The 18944-nt window shown below is 52.8% G+C and carries 15 protein-coding genes; 7 read left to right on the top strand and 8 right to left on the bottom strand.

The features are described 5' to 3' along the window. Position 1 precedes the first annotated feature (1 nt). Both OGX96_RS17575 and OGX96_RS17570 read right to left on the bottom strand, forming a co-directional pair. A complete protein-coding gene (locus OGX96_RS17575; RefSeq protein WP_286583738.1) occupies positions 2–1123 on the bottom strand; it encodes an amidohydrolase in 1122 nt (373 codons plus the stop codon). Then, positions 1123–2121, bottom strand: coding sequence for an MsnO8 family LLM class oxidoreductase (locus tag OGX96_RS17570; RefSeq protein WP_198802246.1), 999 nt, complete (start codon positions 2119–2121; stop codon positions 1123–1125). Before OGX96_RS17570 ends, OGX96_RS17575 begins: the two co-directional genes overlap by 1 nt. A 514-nt stretch (positions 2122–2635) precedes the next feature. Here OGX96_RS17570 and OGX96_RS17565 point away from each other — a divergent pair. Beyond that, positions 2636–4177, top strand: coding sequence for a methyl-accepting chemotaxis protein (locus OGX96_RS17565; RefSeq protein ID WP_198802248.1), 1542 nt, complete (start codon positions 2636–2638; stop codon positions 4175–4177). 280 nt (positions 4178–4457) lie between these two features. Further along, positions 4458–5900 carry an L-asparagine permease gene (gene ansP / locus OGX96_RS17560; RefSeq protein ID WP_048235338.1) on the top strand — a complete coding sequence of 481 codons (1443 nt, stop codon included), beginning with the start codon at positions 4458–4460 and terminating at the stop codon, positions 5898–5900. A gap of 41 nt (positions 5901–5941) precedes the next feature. Here the strand turns inward: ansP and OGX96_RS17555 are convergent, their stop codons facing one another. The 4 genes from OGX96_RS17555 to OGX96_RS17540 form a co-directional block, all read right to left on the bottom strand. Further along, entirely contained in the window at positions 5942–6163 is a 222-nt protein-coding gene (locus tag OGX96_RS17555; RefSeq protein ID WP_003020157.1) for a YgdI/YgdR family lipoprotein, read from the bottom strand. A 137-nt stretch (positions 6164–6300) separates the two neighbouring features. Next, positions 6301–7362, bottom strand: coding sequence for a 7-bladed beta-propeller protein YncE (gene yncE, locus OGX96_RS17550; protein ID WP_003833093.1), 1062 nt, complete (start codon positions 7360–7362; stop codon positions 6301–6303). 252 nt (positions 7363–7614) lie between these two features. Next, positions 7615–8649 (bottom strand): NADPH-dependent curcumin/dihydrocurcumin reductase, encoded by a 1035-nt coding sequence (gene curA / locus OGX96_RS17545; protein ID WP_103285241.1) that lies wholly within the window; start codon positions 8647–8649, stop codon positions 7615–7617. 58 nt (positions 8650–8707) lie between these two features. After that, positions 8708–9283: a helix-turn-helix domain-containing protein gene (locus tag OGX96_RS17540; protein WP_003833097.1), complete on the bottom strand. Its 576-nt coding sequence runs from the start codon at positions 9281–9283 to the stop codon at positions 8708–8710. Between the two features lie 37 nt (positions 9284–9320). Between OGX96_RS17540 and OGX96_RS17535 the strand changes: the two genes are divergently transcribed. Together OGX96_RS17535 and OGX96_RS17530 are read left to right on the top strand one after the other, a co-directional pair. Next, a complete protein-coding gene (locus tag OGX96_RS17535; RefSeq protein WP_048235335.1) occupies positions 9321–9839 on the top strand; it encodes a GNAT family N-acetyltransferase in 519 nt (172 codons plus the stop codon). Beyond that, a complete protein-coding gene (locus OGX96_RS17530) occupies positions 9836–10285 on the top strand; it encodes a DMT family transporter (protein ID WP_286583735.1) in 450 nt (149 codons plus the stop codon). Before OGX96_RS17535 ends, OGX96_RS17530 begins: the two co-directional genes overlap by 4 nt. A 64-nt stretch (positions 10286–10349) precedes the next feature. Here the strand turns inward: OGX96_RS17530 and OGX96_RS17525 are convergent, their stop codons facing one another. Both OGX96_RS17525 and OGX96_RS17520 read right to left on the bottom strand, forming a co-directional pair. Further along, the gene (locus OGX96_RS17525) at positions 10350–10583 is read right to left on the bottom strand and encodes a YdcY family protein (RefSeq protein ID WP_003020183.1); all 234 of its coding nucleotides are present in this window, start codon (positions 10581–10583) and stop codon (positions 10350–10352) included. 17 nt (positions 10584–10600) lie between these two features. Beyond that, positions 10601–12199, bottom strand: coding sequence for an ABC transporter substrate-binding protein (locus tag OGX96_RS17520; RefSeq protein ID WP_198802250.1), 1599 nt, complete (start codon positions 12197–12199; stop codon positions 10601–10603). A 282-nt stretch (positions 12200–12481) separates the two neighbouring features. Here OGX96_RS17520 and OGX96_RS17515 point away from each other — a divergent pair, with 282 nt between their 5' ends. Genes OGX96_RS17515 through OGX96_RS17505 form a run of 3 tightly spaced genes read left to right on the top strand, consistent with a single transcriptional unit; the run spans position 12482 to position 18934 of the window. Beyond that, positions 12482–13789, top strand: a complete 1308-nt coding sequence (locus OGX96_RS17515; protein ID WP_198802251.1) for an SrfA family protein — start codon at positions 12482–12484, stop codon at positions 13787–13789. A 4-nt stretch (positions 13790–13793) separates the two neighbouring features. Next, positions 13794–16775, top strand: coding sequence for a virulence factor SrfB (locus tag OGX96_RS17510; RefSeq protein WP_060683725.1), 2982 nt, complete (start codon positions 13794–13796; stop codon positions 16773–16775). After that, the gene (locus tag OGX96_RS17505; RefSeq protein WP_198802253.1) at positions 16772–18934 is read left to right on the top strand and encodes a virulence factor SrfC family protein; all 2163 of its coding nucleotides are present in this window, start codon (positions 16772–16774) and stop codon (positions 18932–18934) included. Before OGX96_RS17510 ends, OGX96_RS17505 begins: the two co-directional genes overlap by 4 nt. Positions 18935–18944: the final 10 nt, after the last annotated feature.

Below are 18944 nucleotides of genomic sequence, written 5' to 3'. Positions count from 1 at the left end.
CTTAAAGGTGTGCGAATGCCGTTTTTGCTAACTGCGCAAAGTAGTGCGCGGCAGGTTCAATTAAACGCTCGTCCGGATTAAATCCCGGGTGATGTAATCCGTATTCACTGGCGCTGCCAATACTGACAAATGCGCCAGGTGTATTTTGCAGGTAGACGGCAAAATCCTCCCCGCCCATATGCAGGTCGGCATGGTGGGTGGTATAGCCTGACTGTTTCGCCACCGCGGTGGCAATATCGGCCCAACGATCATCATTTACCAATGCGGTTGGTCCCGCATGCCAGATTACGTCGATTTGTGCGCCAAAGGCGTGGGCAAATCCGGCGGCGATGTCATTAACGCGGGCCTTAACCTGCTGCTGTACCTGGGTTCGGTGCGTTCTGAGTGTCCCTTCCAGCTCAACGGACTCCGGCAGTACGTTCCATGTGTTTCCCCCCTGAATACGGGTCACGCTGAGCACCACCGAATCCAGCGTGTTTATGTCGCGGCTGGCAACGCTTTGCAGCACCGTTACCAACTGGCTGGCGAGCAGGATGGCATCTTTACCTTCATGCGGACGCGCCGCATGTGCGCCCTTGCCATTAATGCGCAGTACGAAGCGGTCGACATTGGCATAAAATGCGCCGCCGCGTGTGGCAAATTCGCCCACTGGCAAACCGGGCTCATTGTGCATACCGAAAATAGCCGCTACGTTTTGCAGCGCACCGGCGCGGATCAACGTTTTTGCGCCGCCGAAACTCTCTTCAGCTGGCTGAAACAAAATACGTACTCGCCCCGGTAAGGTTATTTCCTGCTGTTTTAGCAGCAGTGCTGCACCAAGCATGACGCTGGTATGGACGTCATGCCCGCAGGCATGCATCACGCCCGGCGTGAGTGAACGAAACGGAACATCGGCGCTTTCTTCTATCGGTAGCGCGTCGATATCCGCCCGCAGCGCGATGACATCTTCTCCCTGACCAATTTCCACGACCAGACCGATTTTCAGCTCGAACGGCAGAATGTCGACGTCCGCAGCATGCAACCAGGCGTGAATGCGCGCCGTGGTTGCTTCCTCCTGCAGGGAAAGCTCCGGATGCTGATGTAGTTCACGACGCCAGTCGATAAGCGTTGAGCCGAGAGTCATCAGAGCACCTCCACGGCGTTATGGGCTTGCGCTAACAAACGCAGCGATGTCAGACGCGCATGCCCTTGCGCCACTGGCGTGTCGATAATGAACTCGTCAATGCCAAATTGCGTATGCAGAGCATTCAGCTTTGCCATCACCTCCTGAGCGGTGCCGTGTAGCAACGCCTGCTCACGACGCGCGATTTTGCGTGGTGGGCTGCCAGACTGAGCGGCAAACGCCAGCGCCTGTTCTTCGCTGGCTACCGTGACACGTTGACCATCTTCCAGCTCCACGCCCCAGATTTGTACGTTTTCCGCCAGTTGCGCAGCGGTGTCGTAACTGTCAGCCACAATTACCTGCACGGCGACTATCGTCGGGCGTGCACTGTGGGTCTGCCAGAAGGACAAAACGTCATGCAATAACGCTTTGTCACCATTGAGGTGCGCTGCGAAGATGAAATTCCAGTCGGATTGCGCTGCTAACTGCGCGCTTTGCACACTGGCTCCCAGTACAAACTTTTCCGGTGGTATCGGTGGAATTGGCGTCGGGAATACCGTTTCCCCGCTTTCCGTTCCACGCAGCACCAGCCAGTCGTTAAGCAAAGAAAGCTGGTCGGCAAAACTGCCTTTTTCTTCCTGATGCAGCCCATGCTGTAACGCCTGGGTCGACAGCGGTAAGCCGCCAGGGGCTTTCCCTACGCCGAGATCAACACGTCCAGGAGCCAGCGATGCCAGAAGATTGAAGTTTTCCGCCACTTTGTACGGGCTGTAATGTTGCAGCATTACGCCGCCGGAACCTACGCGGATATGCTGGGTTTGCCCGAGGATCCAGGCGATCACCAGCTCCGGCGATGGGCTGGCCAGCTGTGCCGTATTATGGTGTTCCGCGATCCAGAAACGATGGTACCCCCACTCTTCTGCCAGTTGCGCCAGGCGCAACGTACGGGAAAGCGCGGTCGCGGCAGTTTCACCTTCACCGATGGGGCTTTTATCCAGAATACTCAGGCGATATGACATGTTACGAGCCTATGTTTGTTAACATGTCTTTATTATTAATTTATCAAATAGCCATACTGAAACATTTAATTCACATTTGCTCAGCTAAAAAGTAGATAACAGCCCCTGTCGCTGCCAGGGTTAAAATTTGGATCGCCCAGTACTGGTTGTAACACTAAACAGAAAAACACCCGCAATTAATAGCCTACAAAATATAATAGGGTCGTTGGCATCACGGTAATAACATCAAAATCATTTCATGCCAGTTTTCTTTTTACGAAAAGGTTTTTTAACGCGATTTACGTTAAGTCAGTTTAAACGACTTGTCACGTTATGCGCTTGTATTAATTGTTTCACTTTTATGACACAGGATGAATGATTTACATAGGAATTTTTATTTTAACTACTTCCACAGAATTGATGATTAGTAGAGAATGCAACGTTCTTATTAAAACGGTTTAAAACAGATTTTAATATCCCCCGATTTTATTGCGGGGATTTTTGTATGGATTATACATAGCACCATGGGACCTCTATGAAAAGTAACATGCCCGTTACACAAATTGAGCACGCACTTAACGATAAAGCGACGCTGCTTTCTACGACAGATAAAGAAAGTCATATTACCTACGCCAACTCCGCGTTTATTGATGCCAGCGGATTTAACGAACACCAGTTAATGGGCGAACCACATAATATTATTCGCCATCCCGATATGCCTCCCGCGGCGTTCGCCGATATGTGGTACACGCTACAGCAGGGAGACAGCTGGACGGGGATGGTGAAAAACCGTCGACAGAATGGCGACCATTACTGGGTTCGCGCCAACGTTACGCCAGTCTGGCACAATGAAAAACTCACCGGCTACATCTCGGTGCGTACCGTTCCTTCGCGCGATGAAATAACTCAAAGCGAAAGCTTATATCAAAAAATTAATAATCAGCAGCTTAAAGGGTTTCGTCTTTTTAAAGGCATTATCATTCGTCGCGGAATATTGTCATGGGCATCAATGTTTAAATGGCTGAGTATTAGCCAGCGCGTCAATTATTCTTTAGGGGTAATCGCCCTGCTCGCTGTGCTATTTCTCTTCGCTTCTGTTAATCCATTTATTCAGGCGGGAGGGTTATTGTTCTTATTTCTGATGCTTGCTATTTACCTTAAGTATCAAATTTGTCAGCCAGTTAATACGCTACTGACGCAAATGAAGAAAGTGGTATCCGGGAGAAAACCTGATAACTGTCATTTAAATCGGGTGGATGAGATCGGAATGCTGATGCGTCTGATTAATCAGTCCGGGCTTAATCTGAATTCCCTGGTCGATGATGTCAGTACGCAAATATCCGGTATTCGCGCCATCAGTCAGCGGGTATCAAAAGAAGGTACGGCGCTGCACAAGCGTTCAGAAGAAACCTCCGCCGACCTGCAACAAACCGCTGCCGCCATTGAAGAAATTGGTAGCGCGGTACAGCAAACTGCTGAGACTGCGGCTCATACTATGACCATGGCCGATAAAACCAGCGCCAATGCGGCAGAAGGCGGCGATATTATGAAACAAACTATCGCCATGATGCAGGCGATATCGCGTGACAACGGGCAGATAGTCGACATCATCGGCGTTATCGACAGCATTGCTTTTCAGACTAATATTCTGGCGCTCAATGCCGCGGTTGAAGCAGCACGAGCCGGGGAGTCCGGGCGTGGTTTTGCCGTTGTGGCGGCAGAGGTCCGTAATCTGGCGCAGCATTCGGCGTCTGCAGCAAAAGAGATCAAACAGCTGATTGAGAAGAATGTCGCTAACGTTAACAGCGGTGTCAAAATGGTGGAGCAAACGGAAACGCATCTCACTGGGATGATTGGCGATGTCCTGCAGATGTCGATGATGATCAAAGATATTAGTCTGGCGACGCGTGAGCAAACCCAGGCGCTGGATCTGATTAACGATTCGATTTCACGCGTTGGCACCATGACAAACAATAACGCCGAGATGGTGGAGCGTGTCACCGATGCTACCGCCGATCTGACTCAACGTTCATCGCGCTTACAGCAGGCCGTTCAGGTCTTTGGCGTATCAGCATAACCTTACGGCGCTTATCGGGTGAATGTCTCGATAAGCGCACACCTCTCCACGTATTTACGCCCTTCTCTTTTATTGGCTGAATCGAGGCCACACCGCGCCAGTGCTGGCTGTACAAAAATGCTGAATTCTTGTTATCGGGGCTTTGCGGAACCGAACAATTGAATGTAGGATGCTCGGCCGGCAGTTTTCCCCCATAACACAATGAAGGTTAAGGCTGTTTTCGCCGCAGCAGGTGCGGCAAAAAGGATTTTGTATTTTTGTCAGGTCAACAGGAAAAGTAATGAACACAAACAACACGCAAGCCGCGGAACAACATGCGGCGAAACGACGCTGGTTGAATGCCCACGAAGAGGGGTATCACAAAGCGATGGGTAATCGACAGGTACAAATGATCGCCATTGGCGGCGCAATTGGTACCGGGTTGTTTTTAGGGGCTGGCGCACGCTTGCAAATGGCGGGTCCTGCTTTGGCGCTGGTTTATCTGGTGTGCGGTATTTTTTCGTTCTTTATACTGCGTGCGCTTGGTGAACTGGTTTTACATCGCCCTTCCAGCGGCAGCTTTGTCTCCTATGCTCGCGAATTTTTAGGTGAGAAAGCCGCCTATGTGGCTGGCTGGATGTACTTCATCAACTGGGCGATGACCGGCATTGTCGATATCACCGCGGTGGCGTTGTATATGCATTACTGGGGCGCATTTGGTGATGTACCGCAGTGGGTGTTCGCCCTCGGCGCGCTGGCCATTGTCGGCACCATGAACATGATCGGCGTGAAGTGGTTCGCGGAGATGGAGTTTTGGTTTGCGCTGGTCAAAGTGCTGGCGATTGTGATTTTCCTGGTGGTGGGTACCGTCTTTTTAGGCACTGGAAAGCCGCTGGATGGTAACGCCACCGGTTTTCACCTGATCACCGACAACGGTGGATTCTTCCCACATGGCCTGCTGCCGGCGCTGGTACTGGTCCAGGGGGTGGTTTTCGCGTTTGCCTCCATTGAACTGGTGGGAACCGCTGCTGGAGAATGCAAAGATCCGCAAACCATGGTGCCAAAAGCGATCAATAGCGTTATCTGGCGTATTGGTCTGTTCTATGTGGGTTCTGTCGTGCTGCTGGTTCTGTTACTACCGTGGAATGCCTATCAGGCGGGGCAAAGCCCGTTTGTTACCTTCTTCTCCAAACTGGGCGTGCCGTATATCGGCAGTATCATGAATATTGTGGTGCTCACCGCGGCGCTTTCCAGCCTTAACTCTGGGCTGTATTGCACCGGGCGTATTTTACGTTCCATGTCGATGGGCGGATCGGCGCCTAAATTCATGGCTAAAATGAGCCGTCAACAAGTACCCTGGGCTGGGATCCTCGCCACGTTGGTCGTCTATGTCGTCGGGGTATTTCTGAACTATCTGGTACCGTCGCAGGTGTTTGAGATCGTGTTGAACTTCGCGTCGTTGGGCATTATTGCGTCGTGGGGCTTTATCATGGTCTGTCAGATGCGTCTGCGCCGGGCCATAAAAGAAGGTAAAACGGCAGACGTCAGCTTTAAACTGCCGGGCGCTCCGTTTACCTCGTGGCTAACCCTACTGTTCCTGCTGAGCGTACTGGTGCTGATGGCGTTTGACTATCCAAACGGCACCTACACCATCGCGTCATTACCATTGATTGCCATCCTGCTGGTTGCAGGCTGGTACGGCGTACGTAAACGCGTCGCGGAAATCCACCGCACCGCGCCGTAATGGCTGAAGGCCTGACTGGTTAACCCTTCAGGCCTTCATTTTTAGTTCGCTTCAATCAACTGCGCTACATCGTTGCTGTTAATTTCCCGCGCATTTCCATCCTGATCGGTATAGCTGGTCATTCCCGTATCTTTATCCAGTTTTGGCTTACCCTGGGTGGTGATGGTTTGTCCGCTTTTGGTCGTCATGACGTAATCGGTGGTACATCCTGCAAGGGTAAACAGCATTACGCCTGCACAAAGACAGATAAATGGCTTTTTCATGGTATTCCCGTGTTATTCAGTTAGCCGTTGAGGGCGTAGTGTAAGTCCCTGAAGTGACTCGGGCTACTGGCGGGGTGTAACGAGGCGTATCGTGGGGTTTAGAGAAATGACAGGAGGGGTTTCCCCCTCCGGATGTTTTATAGCGCAATACGAATAACATCGTCCGGCTGAGTGGCTTCCTGCTCGCGGGTAGATTTCTGTTTCACGCTGACGTACAGGGTTTTACCATCGGCGGAGAGCGCCAGGCTATTCGGGAACGTTGGGGTCTCGAATGTTTTGACGACTTTATAGCTTTTCGCGTCGATCACACTCACTTTACCGGCCTGGCGATGAGTCACGTAGGCTTCATTACGCGTTGGGTTGAACAACACGGCCAGGGATTCCGGCGCGGCTACTTTTGCCAGTACATTGCCATTACGGGTATCGATTACCAGCACTTCCGCCGCTTTAGAGTCGGTGACAAATGCGCGGTTGCCCGCTGTGTCCAGGCTCAGGTTGATAAAGAAATGCTCTTTCCCGTCATCCAGCAGTTTTTTGCGGCTGAGAATTTTGTTAGTGGCGGTGTCAATGGTAATAAATTCACCGTCGGCATTGGCGGTGTACAGGCGTTTAGCCTTGCTGTCGACAGCCAGAGCGGTGCTCATTTTGCCGGTATTCTGGATGGTGTCCTTCAGCTTGATCGTCTCACCGTCCACCACCCAAATCACGCTCTCTTTACCAATACCGCTAATGTATACCGTGTTGGTGGCATCATCGGCGACCAGCTCACGCGGCTGCAGCGGGCGAACGTCTTCAGAACGCTTACGCGCATCCAGCACCAGACGTCCTTTCACCGCACCGGTTTTGGCATCCATCGCCGTAACCGCGCTGTTTACCGTGTTGCCGAACCATAGCGTTTGCGTGGCGTTGTTGATGGTGGCACCAAATGGTTTGAGATCGTTATGAATCACCTGGGTCACTTCGAGGGTGACCGGGTCAAGACGATAAACCACCCCGCCGGTATCCAGTTTGCGGCTCTGTGAGGTCGCCAGCCACAACGCGTTCTCTTGCTGGCTGTACGCCATTTCATAGGCGCCTTTGCCGACGGCTTTGCGCAGCAGTTCTTCTGCAGCCTGCGTAGTAAAAGATGATGCAACGAGCAGTGAACCTAACAGTAAAGAACCACGCAGACGCGGCGAAAACAGATGACGTAAAGACATGACGACTCCCTTTGATAAATTCGTTTGTTACTGCTTCACATAGCTTCAATGAGCAAAATCATGGTTTTGCCTTTTTAAGAATGAGAATAGTAATCATTATTTATCTCAATGTGGAGTGTTTATTCGCTTTCGGGTAGTAACCTTCTTATTTTCTCCATGAATACCAGATAACGACATTGGCATTTTACCAGGCCTACATTTTGTACGAAGCAGGCCTGGTTACAGGCATTCACCGTCTTCCACCTTTACGCATCAATCCTCAGCAAGACGAATCACTACCTTGCCGAAGTTTTTGCCGGTCAGCAGACCGATAAAGGTTTGTGGCGCATTTTCCAGACCGTCGGTCACCTGCTCGCGGTAGTGGATTTTGCCCTCTTTAACCCAGCGCCCCATCTCCCGCTGAAACTCATGAATACGGTGTCCATAATCCTGACCAATGATAAAACCCTGCATGCGGATACGCTTTTTCAGCAGCGTTGCCATTAACAGCGGTAATCTGTCAGGTCCGGCCGGAAGCGACGTTGCGTTATAACCGCTGACCAGGCCACAAAGCGGGATGCGCGCTGAGGTGTTGAGTAACGGCAGGACAGCATCAAATACTTTTCCTCCGACGTTTTCGTAATAAATATCAATACCCCGCGGACAGGCTTTTGCCAGTTGTTGCGCAAAATCTTGTGCGTGGTGATCGAGACAGACATCAAACCCCAATACCTCGGTGGCATGTCGGCATTTCTCTGCCCCACCCGCCACACCGATCACCCGACAACCCTTAAGCTTACCGATCTGCCCGACCGTTGCGCCAACCGGCCCGGTTGCGGCAGCTACCACCAGCGTTTCCCCCGCTTTTGGCTGACCGATATCCAGCAGGCCCATATAAGCGGTAAACCCCGGCATACCCATAACACCCAGCGCCCAGGAGGGATGCTCGGGATGATCGCCAAGCTTCACCAGCCCGTTTCCGTCGGAGATGTCATAGTCCTGCCAACCGCTGTAGCTCAATACCCATTCGCCTGGCTGGTAGTCCGGATGGTGGGATGACACCACGCGACTTACGGTACCCCCCACCATAACACCACCAATCTCTACTGGTGGTGAGTAAGATGGCTCATCGCTCATGCGGCCACGCATGTAGGGATCAAGGGAAAGATAAACGGTGCGCAACAACATCTGGCCTTCGCCCGGTGTTGCGACTTCATCTTCTTCAAGACGGAAGTTCTCTGGGACTGGCGCGCCATGTGGACGGGAAGCCAGTACCCAACGACGGTTACGATTAGTCTGTTGACCCATGATGTACTCCTCTGCTTTTGGCATGAATCCATCAATAGTAGCAGCCTGTTCCTGCTATTTAGCTGACGACGTGGTTTAACCGCACAACCAGGTAAACGCAGGGTTGCGCGGTTTCATTGATAAACCGACAGTCATTCGGCGGGCCAAGTTCCAGGCAATCACCTGCCTGCATTTCATGGCGTACGTCCCCTTCGACAAAGACTAATTCTCCCTGCTGTAACCAGATAAGTTGTCTGGCCTGCACATAGGAAGAGGCTGGCATCGGGATATCACTTCCGGCGGGTAATTCGATCTGCACCAGATCGATAGGCAGATCGCTGCGCGGTGAAACATGGCGACGCAGATAGTGACTTTGTGGATCGTGCCAAACAGGCTGATCGACGAATCGCAGCAGCTTGCCCTCCTGCATTTCAGCCCGCGCAATCAGGGTAGACATGCTGATGCCAAACGCGCCGGAAAGCCTGCCCAGCAGCGTAGCCGTTGGACTACTCTCGCCGCGCTCTATTTTATGGATCATGGCCCGCGACACACCCGCGCGCTCGGCAAGTTCCGTGAGTGACCAACCGCGAGATTCCCTCTCAATGCGAATTCTTGCACTGATCCGTTGATTTATGCTGTCTTCAATAGTATTCATATTGTAATACTATAGTGAACAACCCCTGAGGTTCAACATGTCAATTCGATTTGCCAGCAAAGAAGACTGCGCCGCCATTGCAGAAATCTACAACCATGCGGTACTGCATACGGCGGCTATCTGGAACGATCAAACGGTCGATGCCGAAAACCGTATTTCCTGGTATGAAGCCCGCCAATTGATGGGGTATCCGGTGCTGGTGAGTGAAGAGAATGGCGTGGTTACGGGATACGCCTCCTTTGGCGACTGGCGTAACTTTGATGGCTTCCGTCATACCGTTGAACATTCGGTGTATGTTCATCCTGAACATCAGGGAAAAGGGCTAGGACGGGCACTGCTCAGCAGACTGATAGACGAAGCCCGCGCATGCGGCAAGCATGTGATGGTGGCAGGTATTGAGTCTCAGAATCAGGCATCACTGCATCTGCACAGCTTGCTGGGTTTTAAAACCACCGCGCAAATGCCGCAGGTTGGAACCAAATTTGGGCGTTGGCTGGATCTGACCTTCATGCAGTTACAGCTAGACGATCGCCGCGATCCGGATGCCCGTAGATGAACCAGACGCTGACCCTCTCCTTTCTGATTGCCGCAGGTATTGGTCTGGTGGTGCAAAATACCTTGATGGTACGCATCACCCAGACATCCTCGACGATCCTCATCGCCATGTTGCTTAACTCGCTGGTCGGGATCGTGCTGTTTGTCAGCATACTGTGGTTTAAGCAAGGAGCTGTGGGATTTGGAGAACTGGTATCCAGCGTGCGCTGGTGGACACTCATCCCCGGATTGCTGGGATCGTTCTTTGTTTTCGCCAGCATCAGTGGGTACCAAAATGTGGGGGCCGCTACCACTATCGCGGTGCTGGTGGCTAGCCAGTTAATCGGCGGGCTGGTGCTGGATATTCTACGTAGTCACAGCGTGCCGCTGCGGGCGCTGGTAGGTCCGGTCTGTGGCGCGGTGCTGTTGGTCATCGGGGCGTGGCTGGTGGCGAGACGTTCATTTTAATTGCCTGACGGCGCTTCACTTATCAGACCTACAGAACGTGCCTGTAGGTCGGATAAGTGAAATATCAGAGGATTGTGCCGCCTTTGGTCAACTGTTCGCGACGGGCTTCCATATCTTCTTTATGCTGACGGCCATGATGTGCGATAGCCGTACGCAAACGCTGTTGCTGGGTATAGCGATCTTCCCGGCTCAACGCGACATCATCGCTGAGCTCAATCAGCAATTCATTCATATGCGTAATGACGCTCTCTTCAATGGCGGCATCAACACGTGCGCTGACCTCATCCAGATGCGACATAACCTCTCCTTAACTCATTAATTTAATTTTGCTTTTGAAAAATCACTGCCCATCAGGCTGACGCTGTATCCGCTGACGTTGCTGCGCGTAGCATAGAACGTTTTACCGTTTGCCAGGGCTATCCACGGAGCCTGCTGGTAGAAAATCTCTTGCGATTGCTGGTAAAGCGCGGCGCGCTCTTCCGGTTTACTCACCAGCTTCGCCTTTTGAACCAGCGAATTATACTCTTTATCGCACCAGCGCGCGGCGTTAGATCCGGTTTTTATGCTGTCGCAGCCCAGCAGCACATCGGCGAAATTATCCGGATCGCCGTTGTCTGACATCCAGCCAAACAACGCGGTGTCATGCTCACCTTTACGCATTCCGGAGAGATATTCCCCCCACTCGTACGACACAATTTTCGCCTTCACGCCCACCTTTGCCCAGTCGCTCTGGATCATCTCAGCAATCCGTCGGGAGTTCGGGTTGTAAGGGCGCTGAACCGGCATTGACCACAACGTCGCTTCAAAGCCGTTTTCCAGCCCCGCCTGCTTCAGCAGATCTTTCGCCTTTTGCGGGTCGTAAGCGTAATCCTGCAGATCTTTATTGAACCCCATCATATTCGGTGGAATCGGCGATTTTGCCACCGTACCGGAACCTAAGAAGACGGCGTTAATAATGGCCTTTTTATCGGTCGCGTAGTTTAGCGCCTGGCGCACCAGCACGTTATCAAACGGTTTTTTCTCGGTGTTAAACGCCAGATACCCGACGTTTAGCGCTTCAACTGAATGCAGCGTCAAATCTTTATTCTTTTTAATCTCGTCAAATTGTACGGGGGCTGGCGCCGGGATTATCTGGCACTCATTGGTTTGCAGTTTTGCCAGCCGCGTCTGGACGTTTGGCGTGATGGAGAAGATCAGGTGCTTTGTTGGAACGGTGCCATCCCAGTAGTTAGGGTTAGCGAGATAGCGGATTTGCGAGTCCAGCTTGTACTGTTGCAACACGTAAGGCCCGGTGCCAATCGGCCAGTTATCGACGTTTTCCGGGGTGCCTTTTTTCAGCATCGCATCGGCATATTCCGCAGAAAGGATAGAGGCAAAATCCATACCCCAGTCGGCAAGAAACGCAGCATTAGGTTCATTGAGGACAAACTGAACGTGATAATCATCGACCTTCTTCACTTCTTTAATCAGTTTATCCAGACCGACATCGTTAAAGTATTCGTAGCTTCCCTGAGAAACTTTGTGATACGGATGATCGGCATCTTTCTGTCGTAATACCGAGAAAATCACGTCATCAGCGTTGAAGTCGCGGGTCGGTTTAAAGAATTTATTGCTGTTGAATTTCACGCCCTGACGCAGGGTAAACGTGTAAGTCTTACCGTCCGGGGAAATCGTCCAGTCCGTTGCCAGAGACGGTATCGGGGTATTCTTTACCGGATCAAAGTTGATGAGTCGGTTGTAGAGCACTTGTGAACTGGCCACAAATGAGGGACCGGAACTGGCAATTTGCGGGTTAAATGACTCCGGCGATGCTTCAGAGCAGTAGATGATGGTGTCAGTATTGGCCGCGAACGCAGCGCCTGACGGTAAGACGGTGCTGAGAGCCAGCGCGAGTAACGTTTTCCTTGCAATCATGGTTATAAGCCTTCTTATTTTATTATTAACCGAGATATCAGAGCATAGCTGACAAAAACTGACCAATAACAAATCACTATCAGGTTATTCTAATCCGGTGTATTTCGCTGAATAATTCATCACCCTAAGCGAATTAATTTCCCTTAAGTCTTTTTCAAAACGTCAAGATTTTTCCCGGCACTCTATGCCATGAAAATTAGCCCCTTTTTGCCTCTCTTTCGCCGTTTGCTCGCTTTTATAAAACGTAAAGTAGATACGTGAAGAAGTCTAAGGGGTAACAACGTGGCAAAAACTCTCTTGCGCAGCGGCAATTTGGATGACTATCAGGCCGTGGGCGGCGGTGGTCAGGCCGTGTTTGATTCAGCATTGCAAATTCGTGAAACGCTTCGTCTGCGTAAACAGCAGGCGATGGTGGATTGTCTGGCGATCCCACAAATTAACGACAACGGCGATCGGGTTGACTGGTATTCCCCGATAGAAGGGAAAGCCGTGGCGTGGAAAGCCGCTGATGAAGAGGCTCGTTTTCGGGCACTGCGCTATCTGGGAAGCACGCTGGAAAACGCGGCGGCCCTGAGCCGTAAAAGTCTGCAATCGGGGAAAACCTCGCTACAGCTGTTTGGCTCGCTGCTCGAAAAAGCCATCCAATTTCCCGGTGAAAATCACGTGTTTCTGGTTGATGGCAAACCCGTTATTACGTTCTGGGGCTTCGTCAATTTGAATGAAAATCCCCGCGACGATGTGCTCGACTGCCTGCGCATTGCCGATGTTCCTCCTGTGGTTACCGTAGCAGAGCCAGAACAGGAAGAAGAAATCGCACCGGAAATTACCTTTGCCGAGGCCGATGCCCCCTTACTGACGCCGGTCGTTGATCTGCCAAAACCGGCTGAACCAGAACCTCAACCCCCGGTCATTGTTAACGAACCTGAAGTTACTGCGCCGCCGGTACAGGAGAAGCCCATACGCCGCCTGCCGCTGTGGAGCCTGCCCGTTGCCGCAGTGATTATTGCAGCCATTGTTGGACCGCTGCTGTGGAAGCAACAGACCATCCAGCCCGTACCCGCAGCCGCCGCTGTTGAAGTCGCTAAGGTTGATATGGCACCGCTGCCAGCACTGACGTCTGCACTGCCCCTGCATCGTGCTGAAGTGACTCCCGCTGCGAAGAAAGAGAAACCTGCCGAAGGACCAGTGGTGATCGCCGCAATTCCAAAAGATGCGCTGGTGATGGATGCCAACCAGATGAAGGCAGGAACGACGCGTTTTCTCAACGGTAACTGGCGCGTCATGGTCGATGTTAAAGATCCGGTGAGCGGCAAAGCGCCGTCGCTGCGCTATCAGATCCAGGCCAATAAAGGCACTGCGCGCGTGGTTCATGGTGACAACATTGTTTGTCGTGCCGAGATTTTCTCTGGTTTGCACCAGTCGGGTGAATTAATGATTAAGAGTCGCGGCAATGCCCGTTGTACCGACGGTTCACGTTATCCGATGCCTGAAATTACCTGCAAAGCGGGAACCAATGACGTCGCCGCCTGTACCGCGCGTTATGACGATCACGCGGAAATCCCTCTGACGATCAAAAAGATAGGTGCCTGATTTTATGTTGGTGAATCTGTGTGATTACAAACAGAGCGTGACGCTCATCGCCAATAGCGGTGTGCAATTTCTGGATTTCGGCCTCACGCCGCAGGAATCTGCGCACCATGGACGCTTTGTGCGCAAAACGGCAAACGGTCCGCTACTGAGACTAGACTTCGATCTGACGTCAGGACGCTATACCCTACCGGGCAGCACCGGCGCGCAACCCGAAGTGGTGAAGCCGGAAAGTACTCAGACGCTGCACTATTCGCTGGACGTGCTCGACGGCGTCTGGCTGCCGCTGCCGTTTTTGCGCTTTAACCCGCCGCGTACGTTTGTTGAAGGCCCGGATAACTGGGCACGCGTGCAGGTGCGAAAGCTGCCGCAGCCGGACAGCGCGGGCAACACCCACCGTGTTACCGTAGCGCTGGACAGCCAGCTTACTGAAAATGCCCCTGCGGCGTTAACCCCCAACGAAAATGATCTGCTTAACGGTACACGGTTTGCGCTGGCCTGGCATGACAACGAAATTGCTGATTTCCTTGACCAGACCTGGATTGACGGCTGGTTGCGCGAATCTTTTATGCACCATGTCACCCAACATGAGAACCGCTCAGAACAAGAGATCCAGCAGGCGCTGCGTAACTTTGAATACCAGGCGCACTGGCTGAATGTGCTGACCCTGTTAGGTGAGCAGCTTTCCGTCCCGGAAGTGAAACTGGTTACGCACACCCTTAGCACACCCGCCATTCCCGTCGATCTTATTTTGGATATCGGTAATACCCATACCTGTGGTGTCCTGATTGAAGATCACGGGGATGCCAATGACGGGCTGCGTCAGACCGCTGAATTGCAGGTCCGTTCGTTAAGCGAGCCGCAGTTCCTCAACGATCCGCTATTCACCAGTCGGCTGGAGTTTTCCGAAGCGCGGTTCGGTAAACAGCACTTTTCCGTTGAGAGCGGACGTGATGACGCCTTTATCTGGCCGTCGATTGTACGTGTGGGTGATGAAGCCCGTAAGCTGGCGATGCAGCGTATGGGCACCGAGGGCAACAGTGGGATCTCAAGCCCGCGCCGCTATCTGTGGGATGAAACGCCGGTGCTGCATGACTGGCGCTTTAGCCAGATGAATGGCAAAACCCAGCGCGAACCGCTGGCTACCGCCTTCCCGCTGATGAACCTGATGAACGATGACGGGCAGCCGCTGTTCAGCCTGCCGCAGGACGATCGTCTGCCAGTGTTCTCACCACAATACAGCCGCAGCACGCTGATGACGCATATGCTGTGCGAAATACTGGCCCAGGCGCTGGGGCAAATTAACAGCGTAGCGACGCGTTTGCGCCTCGGATTCCCGGCGTCTCCTCGTCAGTTGCGGACGCTGATCCTGACCCTACCGTCGGCGATGCCCAAACAGGAGCGCGAGATTTTCCGCCTGCGCATGTTTGAAGCTATTGCCCTGGTCTGGAAAGCAATGGGCTGGCACCCGCAGGATGAAGACTTCACCACCCGTAAGCAGCAGGAAAAGAGTGTGGTTCCCGTACCTGAAATTCAGATGGAATGGGATGAAGCCAGTTGCGGGCAACTGGTGTGGCTGTATAACGAGGCTATCTCACACTACGATGGCCACACCGAATCGTTCTTTAACGCCCTTGCCCGCCCAGACCGTTTGCCGGAGCCTGGTGAGACTAAAGGCCGTGCACTGCGCGTGGCATCGATCGACATTGGCGGCGGGACAACGGATATGGCCGTCGTTCATTACCAGCTTGATGACGGCGTTGGCGCGAACGTCAAAATTACCCCGCATCTGCTGTTCCGTGAAGGTTTTAAAGTTGCGGGCGATGACATGCTGCTGGACGTGATTCAGCGCTGCGTGTTGCCTGCACTGCAAACCCGCTTACAACAGGCTGGCGTGACCGACGCCGCCGCATTGCTGGCCACGCTATTTGGCGATTCCGGGCGCATCGATACTCAAGCAATTCTGCGTCAACAAACGGCATTGCAGCTCTTTATGCCGCTTGGTCATGCGGTCCTCTCTGCCTGGGAACAAAGCGATATTAACGATCCGGTCGCCGGACTACATGCCACCTTTGGGGAACTCCTGAGTCAACAACCCACGCGCAACGTGATGAACTACATCCAACAGGCTATCGATCATGCGTTGCCAGCAGGGTCGCCAGCGTTTGATGTTCTGAGCGTGCCGTTACAGGTACAGTTCAGGCAGTTACAAGAAGCACTATTGGCGGGGCAATTTACCCTGACTTCCCCACTGCACGCGGTTTGTGAGGCCATTTCACATTATCGCTGCGATATCTTATTAGTGACCGGCAGGCCCGCCTGTTTACCGGGTGTACAGGCGTTGATCCGCCATCTGCAACCTGTTCCGGTTAACCGTATGATCTGGATGGATAACTACCGCGTGCATGAGTGGTATCCGTTCAGCCAACAGGGGCGGATTGGTAACCCTAAATCCACCGCTGCTGTAGGCGCTATGCTGTGCAGCCTGGCGCTGGATTTGCGTTTGCCACGTTTTAACTTTAAAGCTGCCGATATAGGCGCTTACTCGACCGTACGCTTTCTCGGTGTGCTGGATAATACGGTCAATACCCTGCGCGATGAGAACATCTGGTATCACGATATTGATCTGGATAAACCTGGGGCGAAGCTGGATGCCCGGTTGCATTTCCCGTTACGTGGCAACGTGACGTTAGGATTTCGGCAACTGGCAAACAGCCGCTGGCCTGCCACGCCGCTGTATACGCTCAGCATAAACTCTGCCGAACTGGCAAAAACTATCGCCGGAGATGGCGTGTTGAATGTTCGGCTGCAGCTACGCGGCGGCAGCAAAGAAAGTGGCCCGGAATTCTTCATCCTGAGTGATGCCTGGTTACAGGATGGCACCCCCGTTGCCGCCAATGCCTTAACGTTAAAACTGAATACGCTGGCAGACCGTCGCCATAGCGGAAGCCATTACTGGATTGATAGCGGGAGCGTGTACCTGAAATGAGTAAGATGTTAAATACCGCGCAGGCCGCCATCGAGTGGGTGGTAGATACCCGTCAACGTGCGGCGCGTCTTGATGATGAAGCGGATGCCCTGCTGGCACAGCTTACGCTAGCCGCAGTGAGTGAATCTGCGTTGAAGGAGACCTTTTCATCGCAAGGATGTATAGGGTTATACGGACACTCACAATCGGCAAAAGCACATCTGCTGGCGGCATTGTGCTGCAATGCCACTGGCAAAGTGAATATTGTTACCCCGGATCGCAGCTTTGATTATTTCTCGCATATTAATCCGGGCCATGCACCAACCAATATGGCGATCCGCTTTACGCGCGATGAAAATCCGCATGATAGCGAATGGCCGTTGCGTCTGCGATTACTCAGTGAAGCCGAACTGGTACAGCTATTTATCGCCCAGTTCAGCGCGCTCCCGGGCAACCGACAGGTCGAGAAATCGATTATTGAGGCGCGCCTGGAAAAATGGCAAACGCTGCGTCAACGTCACCCGGTGCCGGGCATTACCGCACATGATGTTGCGGCAATTGGTCGTTTCTGGCGCTCCTGCGTACCGGCAAACCAGCAGCAAATTGACGATGCACTATGGTATCAGTTTGCCACGTTGCTGCCCGCACTTGACCTGACTACCCGGGCAAACGCCTGGGCGTTACTGTGGGGAGAACAACCAGAGCTGACGCAGCAGTGGCTGGCGCTGGCGCACACGTTGCAACAAACCGGACACGCGCAAGAATTAGCGGCCCCGCTGAGTCTGCTGGTTGATCATTTTGGTTTACCGGCCGAAAGTTTCCTGACCCAGGTGGCATTGACCAGCAATAATGAGACGCAAAGCGATGTGGTGGTTCATCCGATTGAAAATCATCAGTTGCTCAATGCGGTCAGTCTTTCTTTGTCGTCACTGGCGCTGCTCACGCGCGAGCTGGTCCTGACGGTTGAAGACTCGGTGCTGGAGAATGTCGATCTGCTCGATATTCCCCTCGCCCCGGATGCTCATCCTAACCCACTGTGGCAGGCAAAATTAGGCTGGATTCTGGAACATTATCGCCAGCACCTGCAACCGGATGTGCTCTTAATCTGCAACGCGGTCTCTGCCCGCGCCCAGACGCCCGCCATCACCCGCAAGCTGTTGGGCTGGGTCAACGATACCCAACCTGTTCATGATGCCGCATTACCGGGCGTGGTTTGGGCCATTACCCCGCAGGATGCGCGTTTTAGTACCCAGCAAAACCTTGATGAATCCGTGCAGCAATTGATGGGCAAGCCCGGGCTGCATTGGGGTACGTTGCAGGCGCTGGATAAACATAGCTTACAACGTCTTGTCGAATGGCTGACTCAGGCAACCTCACCACAGCAGCGCCAGGCCAGGTTGACTTCTCTACGCGAGCAGCATCAACAGCGCATCCGCGAAACGCTGATAAGCTGGATTAATCCCGCTCAAGCTGAATCGGATAGCCACGAGTCGGTGATCCGCCAGTTACAGGCGCAAGCGGCAAAACATGGCGAACTGCTGGATGGTTTGCTCCCGCCGATGCGCATTTTTGAGTCGCTGCTGCGTATTCAGCAACCACGCGAGGAGCAGGTAAGCGGTTTATTTAATGAAGAGATTGACCTGTTTGCCGAAGTGCGTGACACACTACACTCGCCGGAAAGTCAGGAGACCGGATATCAGGCACACAAAATGTGGATTAACCACGTGCGCCAGTGGTGTCGCGATGAAAATAATGCCCGCCGTTTACGACTCGATCCCCGTACGTTAAGGCAGGTTGCCGACATTCTCGTCACCACCAGCTATCGCCTGGAGATGCCACAACGCTTACAGCGCATTATGCAGCGAGAAAACGTCTGTGCCGCGCAGCTACACGCCGATATTGGTGATTTTATTACCTGGCTTGGATTTGCCGACGTTGCTGAGGAACAGCGCCCTGCCAGCAGGATCCAAAAAGGATCGGCTATTTTTAGCGCGCCGAAGCAATCGCCGATGCTACGCCTGACGAAGCTGGATGAACAACCCTCGCATGGTGCAAGCCGTTACGTTTACGACTGGCTGGTTGCCTTGTACACCCGTGCGAATGAGAATGCGGGATATCAGCACCCACAGGATGTCTCTGAAACCGACAAAAAACGATTAGATGCCCTGCTTTTCTCCTGAAACGGCGTAT

Origin of the sequence: Citrobacter sp. Cpo100 (genome assembly GCF_030332595.1) — a bacterium.
Taxonomy (GTDB): Bacteria; Pseudomonadota; Gammaproteobacteria; order Enterobacterales; family Enterobacteriaceae; genus Citrobacter; species Citrobacter portucalensis.
The sequence above is the reverse complement of the archived record's forward strand: the minus strand, read 5'-3'. Positions and strand labels throughout refer to the sequence as shown.